The sequence below is a fragment of the Streptomyces sp. NPDC053673 genome (assembly GCF_055585225.1).
Genome location: NZ_JBVJKN010000001.1, coordinates 115,794 through 129,473, shown reverse-complemented (window position 1 = coordinate 129,473; position 13,680 = coordinate 115,794). Strand labels below are relative to the sequence as shown.

The window sequence follows — 13,680 nt, the reverse complement described above, 5'->3', positions numbered from 1 at the left end:
GAAGATCGCCCGGACAGGGCCTAGGCCCTCCAGTTGCGTGCCTGTTGCCCTGCGATCCGAGCGGCCCACAGCCCCATCACGACCGACACGGCGAGCACCACGGTGACGGCGGTTGCCATGAGGCCCGTGGGGACGAAGTAGGTCATTCCTGGCCGGGCGACCGGTCGTGCGGTCCAGGCAGCGACGACGCAACCCGCCAGTGCGGCGAGCGCGAGCGGCGCGACGATCGCCCAGGCTGCGCTGCTGCGAAAGACGCGGTATCCGTCGGTCAACACGGTCAGCGGCGCCAGTGCCCGGCCCTGGCGCAGGAACTCGGCTTTGCCACTGAGGCCGATGGCGAGCACGAGGATTCCCATCCCCAGCACACCGAAGAGCCGAATCCACCGGCCCTGATCCCGGTCCGGAATGCCGTCCGCCAGCCACTCCTCCCCGGGAAAGCGGACCTGGGCCCCGCGGGGATAAGCCCGGTAGGAGGCTTCCTTGAGAGCCGCGACGGCAGGGACGCCGCCATCGGCGCTCACCACCGCCAGAGTGTTGGTGCTCTGCGCGGTTTGCTTGGCCAGTTCAGCGTGGTCGGCTCGGACCACCTTCAGATAGGTGCCGCCCTCCGTGTTCCAGCGGAGCAGCTGCTGCAAGCGGCGATCGACAGCGACATCGAGGCGGGCCGGTGTGGGTGAACACGGCAGCCGAAGGCTCTCAAGAGCATCACATCCTCCGCTGACCGTGATGGGGCCATCGCCGGCGGTACGGGGAGGCGCGAGGACGACAGGCACATTGCCCTCGGGGATGAGGTTGAGATAGGCGACGGCGTCCCCGGTGGAGACCGTCCCCCTGGGGCCGATTTCGGCCACGTTCCTGTCGACAGCGCTGAGGATCTCCTCGATCTTGGCGTGGTAGGTCCCGAACATCGCCTGCCAGGCGAGGGCCTGCATGAAGACGATCAGCGCAACCGTCACACCGGTGACCAGGCGGGCCGTAGCCGCCGGATAGTGGCTGATGCGGCGGCCAGCGATCAGCGCACCGGCCCACCCCCGCTGTCGCCCGGTCCGCTCCAGGCTTCCCCCGAGCTTGGCGACGACGACTGCCACCCCGGCCGGCAGGGTGAGTACGACGAGGGCGAGGCCGATCCAGCTGATCCATGCCCGGTACTGCGTACTGTCGCCGGCGAGTTCCGGACCGCGGCTGGCGAACAGGATCGCCGGCGCACACAGAATGGCGAGGTACCGCTGCCGGCGTGACCTGCTCGCGTTGGCGGGTCGGGTCCCCTTGGCCCGGCTGGACAGCTGATCGCTGATGACGGCCAGGGCCAGTGCCGTCACGATGACGGCCACGGGCGTCAGCAGTACCGGCCAGCCGTGCTGACGCACGTCGGCGGATGACAGCACGTAGCCGACGTACGGGATCCGGATGTCGACGAACGCGGCCACGGCGAAGAACGGAATCGACGCGAGGGCCCCCGACGTCACCGGTCGCATCGCCTCGCCCACGACGATCAGGGCGCGGTCGCGCCTCAGTCCTCCCAGGGCGTCGACCAGGGCGCCTCTGCGGTCACGGCCATGTGCCCCGGCACGGAGTGCGGTGAAGAGGAGCACGAGACTCGGTACGAGCAGCAGGCCGATGACGAGGCCCTGGAACATCCACTCGGGCTTGTCGTTGTCGCGCCCCGTTCCGGGCTGCAAGCCTTCAGCCGGCGTGCCTGCCTTCGGCCCGAAACCGACCACGGCCTCGATCGGCGCCTCGGCCTTCATGCCCTTGGCGGGCCGGACGTAGGCGAGCCACTCTCCAGGGTCGTCCAGCCCCTCCTGCCCGATGGTGCCCGAGAGCTTTCCGTAACGGCCGGCGATTCCCTCCCCGGCGCCGGCTTTCAGCAGACCGGGGGACAGAACGGCCTCACCCGACCCTGGCCAGCGATCCACCCCGGGAGGGAGTGGGGCATCCGGCGTATGCGGCGCGATGAATACCACGCTGAAACTCCGCTGCCCTGTCAGCGCGTCCGAGCCGACCAGCCACAACGTGGCCCGGCTGGCCTGCGATTGATCCGTCTGCCCAACCGGAGTCCTGGCGTCACGCCGCAGCTCCTTACCGGCATAGGAGGCGTGCACCATCGCCAGCAGGCCCAGGCACAGTGCGACAGCGAACGCCGACAGCGCCAGGGCCGCGGCCCTGGTACCGGCCGCCTCCGAGCGTCGACCCGCGTCGCGCCCTATGCGCAGGAGGCGAAGTGACAAGCCGCCATGTCTCGCCCCGCTCACGCCTCCACCGCCTCCCGCACCCCGGCAGGTACCAGCAGACCGGCCTCAAGACGCAGCACCCGGTCCGCTCGCGCGGCAACCTCGACATCGTGCGTCACCAGCACCAGCCCGCACCTGCGCCGTCGAGGGAGATCGAAGAGCAGTTCCGCGATGCGAGCAGTGGCGTCAGGGTCGAGGGAGCCAGTGGGCTCATCGGCCAGGATCAGCTCGGGCGAGTTCATCAGCGCACGGGCCACAGCCGTACGCTGATGCTCGCCTCCGGAGAGTTCCTCCGTCGAATCGGCCCGCGGAACGCGCAGTTCATCCAGCAGTTCCTGTGCCTGGCGGTACCCGCCGGCGCGGTCAGAACGCGACAACAGCGCCGCCAGCGCGACGTTGTCCAGCGGGCTGAGTTCGGGCAGCAACTCCCCGAACTGGAAGACTGTGCCGATCGTTTCGCTGCGCAGCTTGGCGATCTGCGCACGCCGCAGCTTCGTTACTTCCGCACCGGTTACCCGGATGCTTCCGCCGTGCGGCTTGATCAGACCGAGGATCGACGAGAGCAGCGTGCTCTTGCCCGAGCCGCTCGGACCCGTGATCGCCACTGACTCGCCGGCACTGACACTGAGCTGCAGGCCCTTGAACAGGGCCCGGTTCCGGACCGAGTAGTTCAGATCTTGAATGTGCAGTACGGGGTCGGGCGCGGGCCCGGTGTCGGAGTTGCTCACGTGATGTGCCCTCGGGTAGCTGTTGCCGCGTTCACCGTCGACGTCGCGGTGGCGCTGCGGGGCAGAGGCGACCACCCCCGTCCCGCGGATAGGGGCTCTTCCGGTGAGCATGAAACAGCGCCCCCGTGAATCTTCCCCACGTTGCGCGAGAGAGGTCAGCCCTCGCGATAAGTGCCGACATTAGGCCACGGCGATCACCAGGCAAAAGGAAGCAACCTGCGTATGCCCTCGACACGTTCACTTTGCGTCACGAAGGCAAAACCGACCTAAGGATCCCGATGGATGCTTATGGTCCCGACATTTGAAGCAGAGTTGAGGCGATCGGAACAGTGCGTACATGAGTCCGCGCCTGTGACGTGCGACACGTCGATTCCAGCGTCGCTGAAACAGCTTGACGGACGGGCAGCAATGCCGGCCTTCCGAAAATGCCTCACCCCTCCTAATCCACAGAGGGATTGACGTGGCCGGCCAGGCCCCGCATTGCAGGGTCCCGCCCCTTCCGGCCTCCCGCTTCAGCCGAGCGCCGAGCATCGACGGCATATGACGCACGTCACACCAAGGGGGAGGTGTGTACGTGCCGTGCTTCAACTCTCCGTTCAGGCAGTGCTGTTGCTTGCCGGGTGCAGCACACGAGACATCAAGTTGCCCATGCCATAACGGCGTTGAGCGACCACAAGGACGTCCTGAGCGAAGCGCCAAGCGGTGATGCGAGCCCCAACGGAAGTGCGTTTGCCTGCCGTTGGCTTTGACATAAGATCTCGCTCTGGACGCGAGGAAGGCCTTCTTCTTCGCTCCCACGGGGGTCTCTACAGCGGAAGCCGTTCGGTGCTTCCTGTCTCGCGCTGCCCTGTCCGTGGGTGCGCCACCTGAAGGCCGTTTCATCGCGATGACCGCCAACCGCAGCTGGTGAGTTGCTGCGTCAGAGGGGAAAAGCATGCAGATTTCCAGGAGTGCCAAGAGGGCCGCGATGGCCGCTGCCATGGTCGGCGCCCTTGCGGGCGCAGCGCCGGCCTACGCCGACGCCGGCGAGGACGTCACGTCCAGGCTCAACCACCACACCAACCCGAACATCCACATCTCTTACGCCTACAGCCTGAAGTCGAACGGCAACAAGAATGTTGCCGTGCGCGACGAGAGGGCGGACGGCAATTCCGTCTACTCGGAGTTCGACCGCAAGAACACCAAGGGCCTTCGCCTCTGGAACACGAAGGGCCAGGGAGAGACCACGTACAGCGACTCCTCCACGTCCAACTACGTCGTGAAGGTCACCGCTTGCGTGCACTTTGACCTGACCCCGGACAAGTGCGGCCCGGACGACCGGCCCGGCGACGGACGCTGATCCCATGCCCTGTGTGGCAGATGCCGGCATCTGCCACACAGGGCATCCGCGCCCCCGGACATCGACTCGCTGACGCTGTCTCAGGTCGCCCGCGTCGGCAGGGCGAGGCTCGCCCATACCGCCTTGCCGCACGGCGGCGTCAGGGACCAGGACCAGCTGTCACTCAGTTCACTGATCAGAGCGAGTCCCCTGCCGCCGAGTTCCAGGGCCTCAGGTGCGCATGGCCGCGGCGGGTCGGAGCTGGGGTCCGTGACCGTGCAGACGACGTGCGCGGGTTGTCGGAAGAGGCCCAGCCAGAGGGGGTAGTCCGCCCACTCCTCCGACGGTTCGGCGAGCGCGTGCCGGACGGCGTTGGTGACCAGTTCGCTCGCGACCAGTTCCATGTCGGGAACGAGCGCGTCCATGGCCCAGCCGTGCAGGGTGATGCCGACGAACCGGCGCGCCTGACGGGCATTTCGCAGTCCGCCGTCCAGTCCGCAGGCGGCGAAGCCACCAGGGTCGAGGTACTCGTCCAGACCCTGCTGCCGCTGCGCACACGGTCCGTCGGACGACGGTTTCGGGCCGAATTCCACAGGAGAACGCCAGTCAACGTACGAGGACTTGGTGCTCGAACTGGTTGACGTATAAATCGTCACTGGTCATGTCCCCCTGCAGGCTTCGGTGTTCGACGCTGCGGCGGTCGATGCGGAACGAGTATTGTCGAGTCCGGCTCGGCAATGCAATTGCATCTGAGATTGCAGTGGCCGGATCCGAGGCGGACCGACGTACGCACGAAGAGGGGCTCGTGGGCATGGAGTACTCCAACGGCATGCAGGCGGACACGCTGGTCTCGGCGACCTGGATCAAGAGCAGCCACAGCAACGCCACCGGGAACTGCGTGGAGCTGGCCGCACTGCCTGGTGGCCGGGTGGCCGTGCGCAACTCCCGCGATCCGCACGGTCCGGCGCTCGTCTATACGCGCGACGAGGTCGCGGCATTCGTCGCGGGAGCCCGGGATGGCGATTTCGACTCCATGATTGGCTGAAATCGGTTGCACGGCCGACCGCTTCCCCATGGCTCACGCCCGGGGGTGCGGGATAGTGTCGTCGTCTTCTCATCATCCGCAGGAGCAAGCGATGGCTGCAGTCGAACCGAGCCCGTCGTTGTTCGTCGGGCAGCTGGGGGCGGTCGAAGGCAACCCCACCGCCCTGAAGGTGATTCTGGGCGGCAAGCTGCGCGAGCTGCGCATCAGTGCCGGACTCGACCCCTCCGCCGTCGACGTCAGACTCGGCTTCTCGCGGTCGAAGACCAGCCGTATCGAACTGGGCCGCCACGGCTGCAAGCCGGCCGATGCCCTTGCCCTGCTGAGTCTCTACGGGGTGGACGGCGAGGACCGCGTCGCGGAGTTCCTGCGGCTGGTGGAGCAGTCCCGCCGGGCCGACTGGTGGCGCTCCTTCAGCGACGTCCTGTCCGACTTCTTCACCCCGCTGGTCGCCCTCGAAGGCGCGGCCTCGACCATCCGTACCTACGAGCCCTTCTACGTACCGGGACTGCTGCAGACCCCCGCCTACGCACGCGCGGTCATCCAGTCCGGACCCGCCCGCCTGTACACGCATGACGTCCTGCGCCGGGTCGCCCTCCGTCAGGAGCGGCAGCGGCAGCTCGCGCAGCCGGACGGTCCGCGCCTGTGGGCGGTGATCGACGAGTCCGTACTGATGCGCACGGTCGGCGGTCCGCAGGTGATGCGCGGGCAGCTCGCGCAGCTCGTCGCGATGACGCAGCAACCCCGTGTCACGCTGCAGATCGCTCCCCTGGACGTGACGGCATCGGTCGGCGTCGGCACGGGCGTGACGTATCTCCGCTTCGCGCTGAGCGACCTCAAGGACGCCGTCTACATCGAGCATCTGACGGACAGCACGTTCAGTCAGAAGCCGCAGGTCGTCGAGCAGTACCGCGACATGATGGACCGGCTCGGGGCATGTGCCCTCACGCCCAAGGAGTCACGCGCCCTGATCCAGGAGCGCCTGACCGGGCTCTGAACACCGCCGCGGCCCGGGCGGGATGCTCACCCGTGCATGCCGCCCGGGCCGCGTCGTGGAAGGCGACAGGTGTCGGCGCCGTCAGACGAGACAGCGCCGTCAGACGAGACGGGCGGCGCCGCCCCACTCGATCCATTCGTCGGTCTGCTGGACGGGGGCGAGGTCGGTGTCCGGCCGCCAGGTCGACACCTCCACCAGGCCCGGCTCCAGGATCTCCAGGCCCGCGAAGTACTCGGTCACTTCGTGTTCCTCGCGCACCCGGCCCCAGTTGCCGCCCGTGGCCTCCGCCATGAAGTCGGTGACGAACCGGCGGATCTCGGGCCGGTCGCTGACGAGCTGACAGACCACGAGGAAGCTGCCCGGCACGAGGCGCTCGGCCACTCGCCGGATCAGTCCCGCGGGGTCGGACTCGTCCGGGATGCAGTGCAGCACCGACACGAACAGCGCCGCGACCGGCTGGTCGAAGTCGATCAGCCGCGTCGTCTCCTCATGGCCGAAGATGCCTTCGGTGTCCCGCATGTCGGCCTGGATGACCGCGGTGCGTTCGTTCTCCTCCAGCAGCGCGCGGCCGTGCGCCAGCACGATCGGGTCGTTGTCGACGTAGACCACGCGTGAGGCCGGGTCGACGGCCTGGGCGACCTGGTGGACGTTGTCCTGGGTCGGGAGCCCGGAGCCGTGGTCGATGAACTGCCGCACTCCGTGCTCGGCAGCCAGCGTCCGGACCACACGCCGCAGGAACCGGCGGTTGTTGACGGCCAGCGTCTTGGTGCTGGGGACCTGCTTGAGAAGCTCCTCGCAAGCGTCGCGGTCGGACTGGTAGTTGTCGTCGCCCCCCAGGAAGTAGTCGTACATGCGCGCCACGCTCGGCACCTTGGTGTCGATGGCGTCCGGGCGCCACGACTCGCGCTGCATCCAGTCCTCATTCACGTCAGTGGGAATCGGATCCTGCAAGACGCACATGCTAGGGAGAGCTGAGGAGGCGGTACAGGTCGTTCAGCCGGCAAGAAAATCGGCAGGGACCTCTTTCAGCCACACTCCGGCATTCCCGCATACGCGGCACCGCGGTCCCGGGGCGCCCCGGAGGCACGCGAAAGCCCCCGGGCGATCCCGGGGGCTTCGGTGCCGCGAGTCCGGCAGGATCCGCCGGACAGCCCCTAAGGGCTGTCCCGCAATACCCGGCGGACCAGCGCGCGGCGTCAGATGCATGGGGTCTCACCAGGCCCGGAGGGCCGAGGGGACGCATCGCAAGGCGCAGGGTCGTCCCAATACTGGATGTATCGGGACGATTCGACAACGCGGCGAGGGGCCGTAGCTGTCGTCGTGCGCCCGGTGGGTATTGCGGGACAGCCCTTAGGCCAGGAAGTCCCGCGCGATCGACTCCGCCGCCCGCTCGAGCAGCGGGCCGGCCTGCGCCATGCAGACCGCCGGGTCCGGCTCCAGCTCCAGCAGGGAGTACGCGCGGCGGATGCCCGCCTTGCCGAGGGCCTCGGGGGACAGGGCGAGCCGGCCGCAGACCGCGACGACGTCGATGCCCTGCGCACGGGCCGCCGCGGCGACGCCGGCCGGGGCCTTGCCGTGGAGGGTCTGCTCGTCCAGGGAGCCCTCGCCCGTGATCACGAGGGTCGCGCGCTCCAAGGCCGACGCGAAGCCCAGGATGTCGAGCATGACCTCGATACCGGGGCGGAAGCTCGCGCCGAGCGCAACCAGCGCGCCGTAGCCGATGCCGCCCGCCGCGCCGGCACCCGGCGACTGCGCCTGCTCGGGGCCGAGGACCGACGCGTAGTGGGTGAGCGCCGCGTCCAGTGCGGCCACGTCGTCCGGCGAGGCGCCCTTCTGCGGGCCGAAGACGGCCGGCGCGCCCTTCGGGCCGGTCAGCGGGTTGTCGACGTCGCTGGCGAGGACCAGGCTGACGTCCCTGAAACGCGGGTCGAGGCCCGAAAGATCCGCTTCGGCCAGCGAGATCAGCGCGCCGCCGCCGGGGCCGACCGGCTTGCCGTCCGCGTCCAGGAAGCGCGCTCCCAGCGCGGCCAGCATCCCGGCCCCGCCGTCCGTCGTCGCGCTGCCGCCGACACCGAAGACGATCGTCCGCGCCCCCGCGTCGAGCGCAGCGCGCAGCAGCTCACCGGAGCCGTACGTGGTCGCGGTGAGGGCCGCGAAGACCCCTTCGGGGAGGTGCTGGAGGCCGGAGGCCTCCGCCATCTCCACCACGGCGGTGGTGCCCCGCAGGGCGTACGCCGCGGTCACGGGCTCGCCGAGCGGCCCGGTCACCCGTACCTCACGGCGCTCGAAGCCCGCTGCGACGGCCGCCGCGACCGTGCCGTCGCCGCCGTCCGCGACGGGCAGGGTCTCCACGGGAAGCCCGGGGACGATCCGCCGCAGCCCCGCCGTCACCCGCTCCGCGACCTGTACGGCCGTGAGCGAGCCCTTGAACTTGTCCGCCGCCACGAGCACTCGCGCGGCAGTAACTGCTCCGTCCGCCACCTTGCTATCCCTTGCTTTCGAACGTGCAGTCGCGCCGCCCCGACCCTATCCGCACCCCGAGACGGTGTGCCACCCCCTGATGAGACGGTATTTCGTACCATAGTGGGGCGTCATGAGTACGGAACGTACGGGACCGATCGACCAGCCCGCGCCGCCCGGCCCTTCACGCGCCGAGTTCACGGCCCCTCGGACGGCCGACCGGATCCTCGGCGGCTGGCTGGGCAGGATCGCCGGCAACATGCTCGGGAAGCCCGTCGAACGCGGCGACTACTGGACGCGCGAGCGCATCGACCGCTACCTGCGGCTCACCGACGCGCTTCCGCTCACCGACTATCTGCCCGAGCCGCCCCCGGGCGCCGCGGCCGATTTCGAGCTGCGCCCGGAGTGGCGGCAATGCGTCCGCGGCCGCATCCACGGCAGCTGCCGCGACGACGACGTCGACTACGCGATCCTCGGGCTCCATCTGCTGGAGACCCACGGCTTCGCGTTCACCACCGAGCAGGTCGGCGAGCTGTGGCTGCTGCGGCTGCCGTACCTGCAGACCTTCACGGCTGAACGGGCCGCCTACCGCAACCTCACGGCCGGACTGAAGCCGCCGCTCACCGCCACCCACGACAATCCCCACCAGGAGTGGATCGGCGCCCTGATCCGCGCCGACATCTTCGGCTGGACCTGCCCGGGCGATCCGTACCGCGCGGCCTCCCTCGCCCGCCGGGACGCGGTGCTGTCCCACACCGGCAACGGGGTGTACGGGGCGATGTGGGCCGCGGCGATGATCGCCGCGGCGTTCACCGCCACCGGTGCGCGTGAGGCGATCGACACGGCACTGGAGCACATCCCGGCGAGCAGCCGCCTCTCCCGTACCGTCCGCCACGCCACCGCGCTGCACGACGCCGGCCTCACCTGGTCCGACGCGCTCACCGAGCTTGACCGGGAGACCGGGCGCCTCAGCTGGATCCACACGGTCCCGAACGCCGCGATCATCACGGCCGGACTGCTGTACGGCGCGGGGAACTTCACCGACACGATCGCCCTCACCGTCCGCGGCGGCCTGGACACCGACTCCAACGGCGCGACGGCGGGTTCGGTTGCCGGTGTGCTGGTCGGCGCCTCCGGTATTCCGGCCCAGTGGACGCAGCCGCTGGAGGACCGGGTGCGCAGCGCCGTGTTCGGATTCGACGGCGCGCGCATCGGGGAACTGGCGAACCGGACGGCACGATTGGCGGCAGCCTGACTGGAAACCGTCTCCCACCACAGCACTTGATCGGCACAATGGCCAGGTGCCCGAGTACATGGAAGTTTCGCTGACGGACGGTTCACAGGTGCGGCTGGAGCTGTCCGGGACCGGTGAGCCCCTCACCGTGTCCGGCCGCACGGCCGGCCCCGACGATCTTCCGGAGGGCTTCGGGTCTGCGGTGCCCGTGGCGCGTGGCGGAGAGGGGCGCGCCGCGACGCGTGCCGCAGACGCACTGCGCACCGCTCTCAGACCGATGGGTCCGCTGCTGGACGAGATCCACGCCTCGGTGGCGTCCGCCGAGAACCCGCCCAGCGAACTCACGGTCGCGTTCGGCGTGGAGATCGGGCAGGACCTCAAGCTGGGCATCGTCGGGGCGAACGGCAAGGCCACGATGACCGTGTCGGCCACCTGGCAGCCCAGGGAGCGGCAGAACTGAAACATGGGCTGGTTCAGACGGCCGGCGGCCCCGGCCACCCGTCTCTCGGTGCTGTACGCCGACGGGCGGAAGGCTGCGGGCGGCGCGGCGCTGCTGTCCGCGCGCAAGGTGCTGACCTGCGCGCATGTCGTCAATGACGCGCTGGGGCGGGATCTGTACGAGACCGGGCCTCCGACGGGCGCCGAGCTGCTCATCGCCTTTCACGCCGAGTCCCACGGTGATGCCGGGCCCGTCCGGCGGGCGGCCCGGCTGTCGGTCTGGGTGCCGCCCGGGCCCGCCGCGTCCGCGCTGGTGTGGCGGGGCGATCTCGCGGTCCTCGAACTGACCGAGCCCGCGCCGCCCGGACCGCGCCCGGTGGTCTGGCGCGACATGGCCGAGGGCCAGACGCTGCGAGCCTGGCACGGCGGCGGTGCGGCGATCACCTTCGCGGACACCCACGTGAAGCTCCAGGAGGGCCGCTTCGGGTATCTGGACGGCGAGCTGTCCGGCGCGGCGATCGGTCCGGGTTTCAGCGGCGGCCCGCTCTGGTCCCTGGACGACGCCACCGTGGCCGGTCTGGTGGTCGCCCATGTACTGCCGGAGCGCGAGCGCCCGCTCGGCGCCCAGGACACGGTGCGCCGCAGCTGGGCGGTGCCCTGGCAGACCGTACGGGACGAGCTGGAGCGGGCCGGGGCGGCGGAGGTGCTCGCCGAGTGCGCGGTCCACAGTCCGGCGCCGCCGGACGATCCGGCGACCGCGCCGCTCACCGCCGAGCTGTGGCAGCTGCTGGGCGATCCCGTGCGGCGGGCCCAGCACGCGCGTGCGCTCGCGACCACGCTGGGATACGAGCCCCCCGCCGGTGAATCCGCCCCCTCTGTCGAGGAGTTGGCGGCGGTACTGACGGTCGAGGAACGTGCACTGGCCACGCTCAGTGAATCGCTCGCACCCGCGGCCGGGACCGGGCCGGGGCGCGAGAGTCTGGACCGGCTCCTGATCACCGGGCAGCTGGCCGGTGCGCGGCTGCTCTCGGTGGACGAACACCGCCTGCTCGTCACGGAACTTCAGGCGGTGGTGGAGGCCGACGCGACGCTGCTGCCGCGTGCCGCCCGGGAGGCCCTGCGCTACACGCCACTGCCCGCGCCGCTGCGCGCGTCCCGGCTGTCCAGTGACGATCTCGGCCTGGTGGTGGGCGCGTTGGAGGCGTACCGGGACGGCGGCCCGCTGCCGGACGGCACCACGCCGGTACCCGCGCTGCTCAAGCTGGTCGAGTACGCGGCCGCGTGCGCCCCCGCCCCCTCGCGCAGGGCGCTGGCCGACTGGTCCGACCGGGTCGCCGGGCGTCTCGGGGTGCACCGGGCCGCGCTCTCCCAGCGGCGTGGCGACGCGGCGGCCTGGGCAGCCCACCGGCCCTCGCCGGTCGTACGGCTGGTGGTCGAGGTCGGCATGGCACCGGGCGACCCCGAGGGCCACTTCCGCTGCGACGTCTGGGAGGTGCGCAAGGACGGCGCGGCCGCCCGGCTCGCCGCGGCGGACCGGCCGCGCAGCGCGCCGGAGATAGGCCGGCTGATCCGCGAGTCCGCGGAGCGCGCGGCGGGTGACGGCGGCCCCCCGGTCGACCAGATCGATGTCGTCGTCGGCCGGGAAGGTCTGGAGCTGGCCTTCGACGAGTGGGACGCGGGAAGCCCGCTGGAGTTCCTTCCCGGGGTGCCGCTCGGCGTCACCTACCGGATCGCGCTGCGCTGCCCCGAGGTGAGCGCCCGCGCGCCGCGACGCGATGCCGAGCTGCGGCGACGCTGGGAGAGCGGGCACGCGGGTCCGCTGGTCGTGGACGAGAGCTGCACCTCGCCGGAGCGGGTGTACGCGATGCTGGAGACCAGCCACCGGGACACCGCCCAGGTCGTGGTGCACGGCCCGCGCGCGGACCGGGAACGGCTGGTCCAGCTGTGCCTCGCCGTCGGCGTACCGGTGGTGCTGTGGGACCGTGAGGCCGAGGGGCACGAGCACGCGCACCGCCTCGACGCGGTCGCGCCCTCCGGTCCGCTGCATCAGCTTCCCGAACGCATCCGGCACTTCAGGGCCGAGCGATACGGCGCCCAGGACCCGGGCACCGCGCGACCGGCGCTGGTGTGGGAGGACACCGAACTCCCGCTGCCTGGCGGGCTCGAACTGCTTGATCCCGCGGAAGGAGCGGACATCCGATGACGGAACGTCATGGCGAGGCGGCCGACTGGCGGCTGTTCCACGGAGATGGACAGGCCCGTGCGGTCGCGTTCCCCGAGGCCCCGCCGTGGCGCCGCTTCGACGGCGCAGGCAGTGACGGCGCGGGCAGTGACGGCGCGGGCAGTGACGGCGGGGGCAGTGACGCGGGCGATCCTGGCACGTCCGGGCCGCTGCCCTATCTGATCGGTCCCGCCGAGGCCGACGTGGTCAACGCGGCACTGCACCTGCGCCGCCCGTTGCTGGTGACCGGCCGTCCCGGAACCGGCAAGTCGTCGCTGGCCCGTGCGATCGCGTACGAACTGCGGCTCGGCCGGGTGCTGAGCTGGCAGATCAACAGCCGGGCCACCCTGCAGGACGCGCTCTACCGCTACGACGCGATCGGCCGGCTGCGCGAGGCGAACCTGCGCCGCGACCGGGGCGAGGCGGCCGAGGAGCTGGGCATCGGCTCCTATGTGCGGCTCGGCCCGCTCGGCACGGCGCTGGTGCCCGGCACCCGCCCGCGCATGCTCCTCGTCGACGAGCTCGACAAGGGCGATGTGGACCTGCCGAACGATCTGCTGAACGTCTTCGAGGAGGGCGAGTTCGAGATTCCCGAGCTGGCGCGACTGCCCGAGGAGCAGTCGTCCGTCGAGGTGCTGACCGCCGATCCGCAGTCCAGGACCGAGGTGGTACGCGGCCGGGTGCGCTGCTCCGAGTTCCCGGTCGTCGTCATCACCAGCAACGGCGAGCGCGACTTCCCGCCCGCCTTCCTGCGCCGCTGTATCCGGCTCGATCTGCCCGAGCCGGACGAGGACCGGCTGCTGGAGATCGTGCGGGCCCATCTGGGCGACGGGACCCGGCTGGACGGGGCGGACGAGCTGCTGCGCGCCTTCCTGGCCCGGCGCGGGCGCGGTGAGCTGGCCACCGACCAGCTTCTGAACGCCGTGTTCCTGCGCAAGGGCGGGGTGGATCTGGACGCGGACGGGCTGCTGGACGCCGTACTGCACCGGCTCGGCGGGACGGTGTAGCCGA

12 protein-coding genes are annotated in these 13,680 nt (G+C 70.4%); 7 read left to right on the top strand and 5 right to left on the bottom strand.

Translation table 11 applies throughout. From position 1 onward, the window contains the following. Positions 1-20: 20 nt before the first annotated feature. On the bottom strand, positions 21-2,228 hold the full coding sequence (locus ACZ6ZQ_RS00630; RefSeq protein ID WP_469766352.1) for an ABC transporter permease: 2,208 nt from the start codon (positions 2,226-2,228) through the stop codon (positions 21-23). 20 nt (positions 2,229-2,248) lie between these two features. Beyond that, positions 2,249-2,959, bottom strand: a complete 711-nt coding sequence (locus ACZ6ZQ_RS00625) for an ABC transporter ATP-binding protein (RefSeq protein ID WP_469766351.1) — start codon at positions 2,957-2,959, stop codon at positions 2,249-2,251. Positions 2,960-3,893: 934 nt separating this feature from the next. Between ACZ6ZQ_RS00625 and ACZ6ZQ_RS00620 the strand changes: the two genes are divergently transcribed. Next, complete coding sequence (locus ACZ6ZQ_RS00620) at positions 3,894-4,298, top strand: hypothetical protein (protein WP_469766350.1); 405 nt, start codon at positions 3,894-3,896, stop codon at positions 4,296-4,298. 80 nt (positions 4,299-4,378) lie between these two features. On the opposite strand, the gene ACZ6ZQ_RS00615 is transcribed toward ACZ6ZQ_RS00620, so the two are convergent. Further along, entirely contained in the window at positions 4,379-4,870 is a 492-nt protein-coding gene (locus ACZ6ZQ_RS00615) for an ATP-binding protein (protein ID WP_469766349.1), read from the bottom strand. 218 nt (positions 4,871-5,088) lie between these two features. Here ACZ6ZQ_RS00615 and ACZ6ZQ_RS00610 point away from each other — a divergent pair, with 218 nt between their 5' ends. Both ACZ6ZQ_RS00610 and ACZ6ZQ_RS00605 read left to right on the top strand, forming a co-directional pair. After that, positions 5,089-5,322, top strand: a complete 234-nt coding sequence (locus ACZ6ZQ_RS00610; protein WP_453669017.1) for a DUF397 domain-containing protein — start codon at positions 5,089-5,091, stop codon at positions 5,320-5,322. Positions 5,323-5,413: 91 nt separating this feature from the next. Further along, a complete protein-coding gene (locus ACZ6ZQ_RS00605; protein ID WP_469766348.1) occupies positions 5,414-6,316 on the top strand; it encodes a helix-turn-helix domain-containing protein in 903 nt (300 codons plus the stop codon). A gap of 99 nt (positions 6,317-6,415) precedes the next feature. On the opposite strand, the gene ACZ6ZQ_RS00600 is transcribed toward ACZ6ZQ_RS00605, so the two are convergent. Further along, the gene (locus ACZ6ZQ_RS00600; RefSeq protein ID WP_469766798.1) at positions 6,416-7,228 is read right to left on the bottom strand and encodes an SAM-dependent methyltransferase; all 813 of its coding nucleotides are present in this window, start codon (positions 7,226-7,228) and stop codon (positions 6,416-6,418) included. A gap of 438 nt (positions 7,229-7,666) precedes the next feature. Continuing rightward, a complete protein-coding gene (locus tag ACZ6ZQ_RS00595) occupies positions 7,667-8,797 on the bottom strand; it encodes a glycerate kinase (RefSeq protein WP_469766347.1) in 1,131 nt (376 codons plus the stop codon). Positions 8,798-8,909: 112 nt separating this feature from the next. On the opposite strand from ACZ6ZQ_RS00595, the gene ACZ6ZQ_RS00590 reads away from it, so the two are divergent. The 4 genes from ACZ6ZQ_RS00590 to ACZ6ZQ_RS00575 are packed head-to-tail and all read left to right on the top strand — an operon-like array spanning position 8,910 to position 13,676. Then, a complete protein-coding gene (locus ACZ6ZQ_RS00590; protein WP_469766346.1) occupies positions 8,910-10,031 on the top strand; it encodes an ADP-ribosylglycohydrolase family protein in 1,122 nt (373 codons plus the stop codon). A 58-nt stretch (positions 10,032-10,089) separates the two neighbouring features. Beyond that, positions 10,090-10,470, top strand: a complete 381-nt coding sequence (locus tag ACZ6ZQ_RS00585; protein WP_469766345.1) for a CU044_2847 family protein — start codon at positions 10,090-10,092, stop codon at positions 10,468-10,470. A 3-nt stretch (positions 10,471-10,473) separates the two neighbouring features. Next, positions 10,474-12,651, top strand: a complete 2,178-nt coding sequence (locus ACZ6ZQ_RS00580; protein ID WP_469766344.1) for a VMAP-C domain-containing protein — start codon at positions 10,474-10,476, stop codon at positions 12,649-12,651. Then, positions 12,648-13,676 (top strand): AAA family ATPase, encoded by a 1,029-nt coding sequence (locus ACZ6ZQ_RS00575; RefSeq protein WP_469766343.1) that lies wholly within the window; start codon positions 12,648-12,650, stop codon positions 13,674-13,676. The genes ACZ6ZQ_RS00580 and ACZ6ZQ_RS00575 overlap by 4 nt, the downstream gene beginning before the upstream one ends. Positions 13,677-13,680 lie beyond the last annotated feature (4 nt).

What these genes read in the sequence shown, in the direction of transcription:
- ACZ6ZQ_RS00620 (WP_469766350.1), top strand. Translation starts at nt 3,894, where the DNA reads ATGCAGATTTCCAGGAGTGCCAAGAGGGCCGCGATGGCCGCTGCCATG.
- ACZ6ZQ_RS00610 (WP_453669017.1), top strand. Translation starts at nt 5,089, where the DNA reads ATGGAGTACTCCAACGGCATGCAGGCGGACACGCTGGTCTCGGCGACC.
- ACZ6ZQ_RS00605 (WP_469766348.1), top strand. Translation starts at nt 5,414, where the DNA reads ATGGCTGCAGTCGAACCGAGCCCGTCGTTGTTCGTCGGGCAGCTGGGG.
- ACZ6ZQ_RS00600 (WP_469766798.1), bottom strand. Translation starts at nt 7,228, where the DNA reads ATGCAGCGCGAGTCGTGGCGCCCGGACGCCATCGACACCAAGGTGCCG.
- ACZ6ZQ_RS00590 (WP_469766346.1), top strand. Translation starts at nt 8,910, where the DNA reads ATGAGTACGGAACGTACGGGACCGATCGACCAGCCCGCGCCGCCCGGC.
- ACZ6ZQ_RS00585 (WP_469766345.1), top strand. Translation starts at nt 10,090, where the DNA reads ATGGAAGTTTCGCTGACGGACGGTTCACAGGTGCGGCTGGAGCTGTCC.
- ACZ6ZQ_RS00580 (WP_469766344.1), top strand. Translation starts at nt 10,474, where the DNA reads ATGGGCTGGTTCAGACGGCCGGCGGCCCCGGCCACCCGTCTCTCGGTG.
- ACZ6ZQ_RS00575 (WP_469766343.1), top strand. Translation starts at nt 12,648, where the DNA reads ATGACGGAACGTCATGGCGAGGCGGCCGACTGGCGGCTGTTCCACGGA.